The organism is Moraxella sp. 179-F 1C4 NHS (genome assembly GCF_045370505.1).
GTDB lineage: Bacteria > Pseudomonadota > Gammaproteobacteria > Pseudomonadales > Moraxellaceae > Faucicola > Faucicola tetraodonis.
The window spans coordinates 1-10,628 of record NZ_JBIQEC010000040.1 but is presented as its reverse complement, the minus strand read 5'-3'; the positions used below and the strand labels follow the sequence as shown (position 1 = coordinate 10,628).

6 protein-coding genes and 1 pseudogene are annotated in these 10,628 nt (G+C 37.4%); 6 read left to right on the top strand and 1 reads right to left on the bottom strand.

The genetic code is table 11. The features are described 5' to 3' along the window. Nucleotides 1-56: 56 nt before the first annotated feature. Nucleotides 57-359 (bottom strand): annotated as a pseudogene (locus ACH0AB_RS11345) (UvrD-helicase domain-containing protein); the annotation flags it as partial. 207 nt (nt 360-566) lie between these two features. Between ACH0AB_RS11345 and ACH0AB_RS11340 the strand changes: the two are divergent. The 6 genes from ACH0AB_RS11340 to ACH0AB_RS11315 all read left to right on the top strand — a co-directional run bounded on the left by ACH0AB_RS11340 (nt 567) and on the right by ACH0AB_RS11315 (nt 9,898). Next, nucleotides 567-1,610 carry a helix-turn-helix transcriptional regulator gene (locus ACH0AB_RS11340; RefSeq protein WP_406878221.1) on the top strand — a complete coding sequence of 348 codons (1,044 nt, stop codon included), beginning with the start codon at nt 567-569 and terminating at the stop codon, nt 1,608-1,610. Between the two features lie 33 nt (nt 1,611-1,643). Then, the gene (locus tag ACH0AB_RS11335) at nt 1,644-2,918 is read left to right on the top strand and encodes a hypothetical protein (protein WP_406878220.1); all 1,275 of its coding nucleotides are present in this window, start codon (nt 1,644-1,646) and stop codon (nt 2,916-2,918) included. Then, a complete protein-coding gene (locus ACH0AB_RS11330; RefSeq protein WP_406878219.1) occupies nt 2,915-4,927 on the top strand; it encodes a phospholipase D-like domain-containing protein in 2,013 nt (670 codons plus the stop codon). The genes ACH0AB_RS11335 and ACH0AB_RS11330 overlap by 4 nt, the downstream gene beginning before the upstream one ends. A gap of 1 nt (nt 4,928) precedes the next feature. Beyond that, nucleotides 4,929-7,505, top strand: coding sequence for a DEAD/DEAH box helicase family protein (locus tag ACH0AB_RS11325; RefSeq protein WP_406878218.1), 2,577 nt, complete (start codon nt 4,929-4,931; stop codon nt 7,503-7,505). Nucleotides 7,506-7,647: 142 nt separating this feature from the next. Then, the gene (locus tag ACH0AB_RS11320) at nt 7,648-7,965 is read left to right on the top strand and encodes a hypothetical protein (RefSeq protein ID WP_406878217.1); all 318 of its coding nucleotides are present in this window, start codon (nt 7,648-7,650) and stop codon (nt 7,963-7,965) included. A gap of 40 nt (nt 7,966-8,005) precedes the next feature. Then, nucleotides 8,006-9,898 (top strand): FtsK/SpoIIIE domain-containing protein, encoded by a 1,893-nt coding sequence (locus tag ACH0AB_RS11315; protein ID WP_406878216.1) that lies wholly within the window; start codon nt 8,006-8,008, stop codon nt 9,896-9,898. Nucleotides 9,899-10,628 lie beyond the last annotated feature (730 nt).

The window sequence follows — 10,628 nt, the reverse complement described above, 5'->3', positions numbered from 1 at the left end:
GTCATTTAAATACCAGCCTTCAATTTACCAATCTCGCTTTTATCACTTTATTATTGAAAAGATTGTGAACAGGTTCTTAGACAAAAGGTATGGAAGGTGGAAGCGCGCAGTCCTTCTGCTTGCAATCCTAAATGACTTTCGACACGAGTGACAATCTCGCTAGCAGCACGGCGGGTAAAGGTGACGATTTGGATTTCATTGGCTGGCACACCTTTATCAATCAAATAAGCGGCACGAGCCACAATGGTCTTGGTTTTACCACTGCCTGCCCCTGCTAGTACCAGTGTATTTTGGCTATCGGTGGTGGCAGCTTTGCGCTGAGCAGGATTGAGTTCGTTAATTAAACTGTTGATTTTCATAGAGTATTTATGTTTATAAGAGCTTATCATAAGGCTAGCAGACAATCAAAATGTTGTCTAATTTTTTACCAGATTTTTTGTAATATAAATGATACTTTCAATTAATTCATTTCATCTAAAAAAATAATTTTCTTTTTTTTCAGACATAAATTGTCTGATAAGATGGTTATATTCTTAATAACTTGCCTATGCTGCACAAGGTAGATTATGTCATTATTTAATGATAATTCAGCGATTTTATTTAAAGCCCTACCCAAGACGCCTGAAAAACCTATAACTATCACAGAATTGCTGGAAAAACCTAGCATTCGACAGGCCTATCAAATTGATACAGCCAAAAATATAGATAGTATTCGCAAAACTATTAAACGTCATTTAAATAAGTTAAGCGATAAACTTGGAAAAGATTTGATTATTAATTTTAAAGGTGAAGGTAATGGCAAAGCAGATACTTATCAATTAACTAGTACTGCCAAACTAAATGGTATAAGCGATAAAGCCAACCTAATGTTGCTACTAGCTGGCAGTTTCTTAAGCAAAATATTGCCAAAATCAGATTACAATGAAATTGAAACCTTGCTGCAACAAGCTGAATCTCGCTTAAACGATGATTTACGGATTCAACATTGGCGAAAACGTATTGATTTTGCCTATAACAAAGCTGAACTGTATCAAGTAAACGCGGACATTGAAAATACAATATACCAAGCTTTACTAGACGACTCACGCTTAGCGATAGATTATATCAAAAAGGGACAATCAGAAGTTCGTACCCATACTGGCTTTCCATTGAAAATTGTAGTTACGCCTTCCAAACGAATGCTAATTATTGATAACCCAAACCATAATGGCACTTTGACCTTAGATTTTCACCGTATACAAGCTATTCGGGTAGTTGAAGCAACGGTTACCACGCCCAGAGTAGACATCAATTTAGATAATTTAAGTCAAAAGATTGATCAACATATTCAACCTGTTTATAACTGGGGCGAGGCTGTCGATTTGATATTAAAAATACGTCAAGAAGACAAAGATTATCTGCAAGAAAGCTCTTTATTAGCAGGTTTACCCTTTGAAATAAGAAAACAAAAAAATTATCTGATATATACATACTATCAAGTTTACTGGACGCAAGAATTGTATGACTATTTAGTCGCAAATGCCAAAATGGTAGAAGTAGTTGAACCTGCCATTATAAGGGAAAATGTAATTGCACGCTTACAGTCGGGTTTAGCAAATTACGATGAGTAAGAGAAAATTTATTAATAAATTGGAGTGGTTAGCATGGCAACATGGGGCTTATTAGCAGGGGAAGAACTGTCTTCACAAAGAAGAACTCGTAGTCTCGGACTTAACCGTAGCGTAAGGCAGTTTAATGAACTCGCCGTGCCTGGATTAGGGGGAATTTGGTATGCCAAGCAACTGGTATTGCCCTTATTGGGTATTGTGGTAGCTGAACAGGCAAGACAACAAGGGCAAAATGTAACCAATATTCAGGTTGCCAACAGCATTGAGGCGGTTGGTTGTCTCTTTGCCTTTTTAGAAAATAAATGGCAGACAGACTTACGTTTGCGAGGTAATACAAAGCTGGCAGGTGTTGACGATAATCTGGTATTTAGTCGTGTGAAGCAACCAAGCTTTTATGTGACCCAGCCTATGCGAATGGCTTCGGTATTAGCCTTGCCTGCTCTTGACTTAGTAGATACTAATAGTGCTAGATTTAATGCCTTTCAATGTAATGAAAGTGGTAAAACACTGATTCAATCTGCTTTTCGAGATTATAAACCCAGTAATTCAAGCGTGACAGATTACCTTGTGAAATGGCTAAATGGCGGAAATCTAAGCAAAAATAGTATCATCACAAAGGCGATAAGTCCTATCATCCCATTAGATAAAGCAACGCTTAATCTCATCAAAAACAGCTTGATAAAAGGTAACGATAGCAACCAACAAGCCAAACGTCGTGCCAATGCGTTAAAACTTATCGAGCGATTAGATAAACATGATGAGGAGCTTACTTGGATTGAGAAGCCTAAAGAAATAGATTCAGAGCATTGGCATGACTTAACAACAGGGGCGATGTTTTTTACCCTACAGTCTAAAGCATTCCTACTTCTTGACAGAATCGAAAGTCATATGGGTAATAATAGTGAAAAAACGACATTTAATCTAAAAGCCGATTCAATCGAATTTTTGGCAACATCCCTTAAAGAGCTGCGAGAACAAGCAACTTTATTTCTGAGTAGTAAAAGCCATGTCGCTGAAGCCAATGAATTTTCTCGGATTTGCCAACAATCTGATAGCATTAGGCTGATTAAGGAATTGGTGAATTTAGACGGGCAAGTATTGCGATTAGTCGATGACCAAATCAAGCCTGGCTCGGCTTTTTTGGGTGATATCATGGTGGATGAAGAGGCACAGGTAGAGTCTGCCTATCCTTTCCCGTCAAATATTTCCTATCGAATGAGAAATTTATACTTGTTACATCTTGATTTAACAGAACGATTAGATGACTGGTTATCCAACAATAACGTATCGGATGTGGACGCAGAACAATGAAAAATAAATTTAACGCCTTATCTTTAGCCCAACATTTTGAAGCACCTGATGATTACATTGGGCATTTTGGCTGGTTGTGTGGTTATTCAGCAAGCTCAAATTTTTTTGTGAACGCATTAGAACGCTTTACTCGCCAAACGCAGGGACAGCGAGCTTCGCAAGGCAAAGTATCGTTGGTCGCAATGCTAGACCCTACCAATGTACAAATTTCTGCAAAAGATGTGGCAGGACTATTACATTTAGGTATGACGCCAACTGCTAAAAGCCAAAATAAGTATCAATTGCTACACGCCAAAGTTGCGATTTTATGCTACCACCATGCCCAAGATAAATCACAGTGGCTCATTCGTTTATTGGTATCTACAGGCAACTGGACCGAAGAAACGCTTACCGAAAGCATGGATTTAGTCTGGACGGTTGATGTGTCTGCTAATGATTTAGCTCAAATGACGACAGAAATCGGTCAAAATTGTTCGGATATTCAGTCAGCATGGTCACTTTTTTCATGGCTACTCAAAGATTTTAATACCGAATTATTGAATTATAATCAGCACAGCGAAACTTACCTAGCGATGTCGGAATCATTGACATGGCTTGAAAATATAGTTCAACATGCTCAAGGCACGCCAAGATTTATTGATAACCGTAAACAACCTTTATTTAACCAGTTACAAACTTACGTCAAAACCTTGGGTGCAAAAAATCGTAATTATTTGGCATTGGGTTCTGGTTTCTTTGAATCACAAAGCGAAAATAAAATAGCTACTGTCCCTAGTGCTATTGCAAGTTGGCTTAAAGACAATAACTTTGTTACCCAAAGCTGTGAAATGGATATCTTCGTCAATCCAAAAAATTGTCAAAGTATTAGTCTTAGTTTTGATAATTTGGTGAAGGAAGGCTTTAAAGTTCGCCCTGCTATGATCAACGAAAAGTTCTTTGGTAAAAATCGCCATCTTCATGCGAAATTTATCTTTAGTGCCAACTATCGAGAGAATTCAAATCGCTGTAATAATGCTTGGATTTATCTAGGTTCAGGTAATCTTAGCCAACAAGGATTTATGCATGTGATTGGCTCTAAAAGTAATCTTGAAGCAGGTATCATTCAAAGCGTAGAAAATATGTATTGGGAAGAATATGGTGTTAAGCCTGAGCAAGTGATTACCAATCAACTTCCGATCGGTTGGGAAGAGGAAATTAGTTGTGCAAGTGACCTGCAAACAGGAAGTGACGACTTTCGAGAAACTATTGAGTTTTTAGCAAGTCCAATTAGTTATTTGATCGGAGAGATTAGCGATGAGTTAATAAAACTACATCTTCCTGAAACAATGGTGAGTGATAGTATCATTTTACAAGATTTAACCCTGTACCCCCATAATGACGAAACCAATAAACCTTGTTCATTACAGGAAGATTATTTTATTTGGGGCGAAGAAGCTAACGCAACCTTACCACGAGAAGTGTTAGTAAGCTATCAAGCTCAAGGCGAGACATTTCAGTCGCTTGTGCCTGTGATTGATGAATTTGGGCGTATCGCGGGTGTGCCTTTGCAAGCGTTAGAACTGGAAGATAGTTTATGGCAGTTATTAAACTTTCCAATGGCAATTTCGGACGACATAAGTGACGAGCAAATAGATACCTTTGAGGAAAATTTTGTGAAAACATCCGAATTAAACGCCCCACAAAATCATAATACTTCAACTTATCCCATCCGAAGTGTCATGCAATGGCTAGAATCCATTGCCGATAAGCAAACTAAGATATCTCAAACTGATTGGCAAACGTGGTGTTTTCGCCTATTTCAGACGCTATCACAGACTAAAGACTCACAAGCCATTGCCTACTTTAGAAAAGACTTGGGCATTAACCCGCTAAGCGTGTTATTACAATCTGCCTTTCGCCCAGATTTTGCCGAAGATGACCAAAACAAAGAAGGTAAGCAATACGAAAAGGTCATACAAGATATCGAAAAATTATGGCAAGTCGAAAATTTGGCAAAATTAGGGGCATAACATGGCAAAATTTAAAGGTTGGCAAGCAGTTAATGAAATTTTAACTCAGAAAATTAGTAACGCAGATGAAATGCTTCTTTCTCAAGGGCAAAAATTCAGTTTAACCAAGCTGATGGCGAATTTGCCTAATAATGGCATGATTATCGCCGATGAAGTGGGTATGGGGAAAACCCGTATTGCCTGTGTCTTGGCGAAAGCAGTCATTCAAGCCAAAGGCAGAGTGGCTGTAGTTGCCCCGACTTCGCTCGGTGACCAATGGCAGGAAGAGTTTAAAAAAATTGATGTCAGTAGCCCTAATATGGTACGTAGTATCTATCAGTATCTAGAAGCATGGGCGGATGGTGACAATCTTGCCCCTTGGTTTGACCAGTCTTTAGTGATGGTATCGCATGGCTTTGCCAACTGGCGATTTAACAATAATTCGGTAGCGTGGCGATGGGCATTACTACCTTGTGTGTATGCGTTATGGCGTAAAGACCATACAGGGCGTTTCCCAAATGGGTACCACGACAATTTTAATTTGGATGACGAATGGGTGATTAATGCCAGTCAAAGTATTTTTCACCATGCTAAAACTCGAATAAATAAGCTTTTTGCTAGTACGGATGAAAATCGTGTAGAGTGGAAACATCTTTTTGACCCTTCTGAGTATGCCAAACATGGCGAATTACGAGATGAACTCGAAACCTTGATTGGTATAGGATTTGGTGAGTTTGACTTATTGATTATCGATGAAGCCCATAAAAGTCGTGGGCAGGAATCTTCACTCAACAGCTTGGTAGAAAGCATTATTTTATCTTCAAAACATAGTCGGCGATTGGCATTGACTGCCACACCTGTAGAATTAGATAGTAGCCAATGGCAAGCTATTTTCCAAAGAATTTCTTTACCTCAAGCCCAAGTCGAAAAATTATCAAAGATTATTGAAAGTTATAGCCAAGCTGTATCACAAGTACAGGCTATGCCAACCAACGAATCAGCGGTCACAAATTTTATCGCTCAAGCCAAACAGTTTGAAACCGCCCTTACGCCCTACCTTTCTCGGCGCGATAAACGCCAACTTGCCTCGATACAAAACTTTGTCGCCAAAACAGGTTTAGAACATCATCAGTATCGAGAGCATTTGCCATTTTCTATCTCAACTGAAGACTTAGACTTAGCGTGGAAGCAAGCCATTTGTGCGGCAGAAGCCCTATCATTCGTTGCAAATTATCACGCTAATACCTTTGCTAAACGCTTACGCCTTACCATTGGCAATGGGCATGGCATTACTAGTTTATTGGATAGCACATTCGCTGATGATACGGATAAGGCTCAACTTGAGCAAGATAAACTTGAATATCATGTTGAAACAATATCGTTAAAGAATAATGATAAAAAACAAGCTCAGCGTCTTGAGTTTTGGCAAAATGCGTTAATTAAAAATTTGAACCACGAAACCAGTCTTTATCAGCACCCTGCGATTTCCATTGCAATTAAACAGATTGAAAAAATTATTGAATTGGAAAAAGTATTGGTATTTGGGCGATTCACCAAGCCTATGCAAGCATTGGTTGATATGCTCAATGCTAGAGCTATGTTGCAAGCGTTGGATAAATCGGTGTTATGGGCACAAGCAAAAATCCAAGTCGAGAAAGAAGCGGTTTTATTGACCGCTTTTAGCCAACTGCTTGCAGAAGGTAAATTAACAAGCGATTTGCAAGCATTAGCTTCTGTGCCAGATAAGGAAAAACTTAATAAAATTAATGATAAATTGGAAAAGCAGTATCAACAGCTTGAAAATCAGCGTAGAAACCTACGCAATCAAATTGATAAATATATCCAAGAAATAGCCAACGACGATAATGACTCTGTTGCGAGTGCTATTGTTCAATATTTAAAAGCAGATACTCAAAGCAATATGACCGCCTTACTTGCCAGAGCCTTGCAAGAAAAAGGCATGATTGAAGCTGAGTTGAATGCTAATGATTTTTTGAAATATTTTAAAGAATTGGTAAATATTTTTATTCAGGTCAAGGATGATGAAGAAAGCTATTATAATGAATCAGTGCTTTATGAAGAATTTAAAACGGCTTTGACGCAGGAATATGATAATCCAGAAGGTAAGTTAGCCCGTTTGATGAATGGAACAACAGAGCATAATACTCGCCGTCACCTACGTTATACCTTTAATAATGCCAATATTTTTCCTAAAGTTTTAGTCTGCCAGTCGTTAGTAGGCAGAGAAGGCTTGAACCTACATGAGGCGTGTCGAACGGTGATTTTGCTACACGCTGAGTGGAATCCTGGCGTAGTTGAGCAACAAATTGGCAGGGTCGATAGACTCGGTAGCTTATGGGAACGCCAGTTAAAGGATTATCTACAAGCAAAATCGCCAATGTCTATTCCGAAAATTAACATTCACCCGATTATTTTTAAAGGTACATATGATGAATATAACTGGCAAGTGCTTGAAGAGCGTTGGGACGACTTGCGAGCCCAATTACATGGCGTGATTTTACCGCCAAAAATCGCTAAGAATTATGAAAAATATATTGTCATTAACATCAATCAGCACGCTCCAAATTTCCAACCTTGAAACTTATGATTTACTCAGAGGCTTATAGGAACACTATCTTATAAGCCTTATTTTTTTCTAAAAAACAGTTTAATCAGACATGAATTGTCCGATTAATGTTTTACACTCAATATCATTAAATCAATTAAGCCAAGGAAAACCCATGAATCATTTTAAAGTCACTGACATCGCTTGGAAAGAATTCCCCATGCACCCTGAGAAATTTGATGGCTATCAGTTAAGTCTCAAATGTAAGGTGGTCTTTGAAGAGCCAATTGAAAGAAATGAAGAACATGACTATGGCGATGATAAGTTTTGTTTTACTTTAATTGCCTTAGATGATGAAGGATTTGCCATTTTTGAAGTTGAGTTCTGGGATTATAGTTTGCCTGCGATTGGCAAGAAAAGCCGCGTCATATCAAAACGCTTCAGCTGTGAACAAGAAGAATACAATCTTATCCATAGCTGGGCACTTAAATAAATGATTTATCATTGCCACAGCGACTATAGGATTATCAATCATGGACAACTTAATAACTAATTATTACCCAAATAATAACCTACCTGTGACTGCCATCTTATACCAACAAGATAATAACTTTAACGGCGTTGAAGCACATTTTGCTTTTTTTAAAGTAAATGCTCACTTTGATAGCGAAAAATTACTAGATTTCAAACAACAAGTCGGTGCTGAATTATTAGTTGGTATCGTAACTAATAAAGATGAAATGAATGACGACAGTGTAGAGGTCGCTGACAAAATTATGTGGTGTGAGCCTGATGATGTTGATATTTTGGTGGCGACAATCAACCATGTAACCAGCGATGAGAATTTTATACGTATTGATAAAAATGATTTTTTACTTTGTTATGAGAATACCAATACCGCAAGATTCATTTCTTATCGCACTACCAATGATAATTTCAATGATTTGTCTAGGTATGCTAATAAATTTCAGTTTGTACCGGATATATCACCAAAATATACAGCAATTATTATGAATATCACAACTTCTGATAACTTCAACTTTAACGATCAAGAAAAGATTAGCAAAGCAATGGAAACATTTATCGCAGAGCAAAGCAGTATTTTTTATGGTATTTCATTTACAGCTAAGGATAATCGCTGTGATATTGCGACATTCGCTTTTTGGTATGACAATAACGGATCAAAGCTGTCGTCAAAAAAATCACAAAACCAATTACCATTATCCAAAGAGCAATGGGATGTGAGCTTGCTCTCGCTACTAGCCAGTAAATCATCTGCATTTGATAATAATGCCATTCATCTATTTATGGGCTATCAATACCCAAAACAGGCAACTTATTTAAATCTTACTAAAGCGCCACATTTACTCATGACAGGCCGTTCAAAAGATACGACCAACAAAATGTTGCACACTTTAATGGTCAGTATATTGATGCAATATAGCCCTGAGCAAGTTAGGCTTATGTTCATTGACAGTGAAAAACCCGTGTTTACGGATTATCAAAACTTACCACATTTGATAGCCCCAATTAGTAATAGGGAAAATGCAACTCGAAACTTGGCTTGGTGTCAGTTAGAAATGGAACGTCGTTATCGATTAATGAGTCTAACCAAAACAAGAAACTTGGTGGACTTCAATCAAAAGATGGAAGAAACTAACGAACTTAGCAAATTAATAGCTCGTTACCGAGTGGTTGATAATCCCATTATTGATTTTGAGCAGATTTCAGCCCTATTTCAACCCTTACCAAGAATTGTGGTCATCTTCAGTGAGTTAAAAGAGCTGATGCTAGATGGTACATTATCGAATGAAAAAATGATAATCAACATTGCGCAGAAAGCCTGTGCAGCGGGAATTCATTTAATTTTATCAACTAATTATCCTTCTGTGGATGTGATTACAGAATTAATAAGAGCCAATATCCCAACTCGGCTAAGCTTTGAAGTTAATACTAAATCTGATTCACAAACCATTTTAGATAGTTCGGGTGCAGAACTGCTAACCAATGAGGATATGCTATTTTTACCTTCTGGTAGCGATGAATCAAAATATCTACAACCTATTTTTGCAACACAAACTGAAATTAATCAAGCTTGTGAAAAATGGCAACTCGATGAAAGGCAAAATTATGTGGTGACTCAGTCGCAGGAAATTAATGAACTGATTGAATCGTATATGCAGGAAATACCCATGCGGTTTTATGACCCATCTCAACCAGATCCACTATATGATGAAGTGGTAAGTTTTATCCGAGAAGGTGGTAAGGTTTCAGCATCGAGTATTCAGCGCAAATTTAGTATCGGTTATAACCGTGCTGCTCGGTTAATCGATAGAATGGAAGCGGAAGGCATTGTAAGTAGTGTGGATAAAAGTGGCAGAAGGGTGATATTGCAAATGCTTACAAATTTTGAAAGAAAAAATTGAGACAGTGATTGTTTATAAAATTTTTAGTTTTCGTATTACGGCAAAACCCAAAAATTTAAACAAACTTTGTTTGCTATCGAACAAATTCAAAACTTAGATTAACTTAAATTATTATTAAATTCATTTAAAACCCCGATTTCACGGTCGGGGTCACTTTAGAAAATGGTAAAAAATGCGTGGTCACAAAATGGTCACGTTTTGGTCACGGTCTAAAATTTTGCAAAAAATTGATTAGTTAAATTAACAAAGAATTCTTAGTAAAAAAAGGCGCACAAAGCTTTAAAGCCTTGATACTGGTGGATTTGTAGACAATAAAAAAGCCTAACTATTAAGTTAGGCTTTCTTGAATTTGGAGCGGGAAACGAGATTCGAACTCGCGACCCCGACCTTGGCAAAGTTGCGGCGCGAAAATTACACCTAATTACCTTAAATGATTTTAAGGTGAAACCCCTGAAACTACAATAGTTACAGGGATTTTTTTACGATGTATTTTAGAGTCATTTAATATCGGTTTATTTCTTCAAACTCTGATATTTGTCACGTTAAATGAACTATTTTTTGCCACGACTATTTTACCAAATGTTGGCGATTTTTTAAAAATAATTCACAATTCTCCCCTACACCATGGTTTATAAGTAAACTTTTTGACCTAATATTAGGTTGTGTTGAACATTTAATATACAAAAGAACATAATGAGGAAATTTTGATAAAAAAATAGCGAAGCAGTAA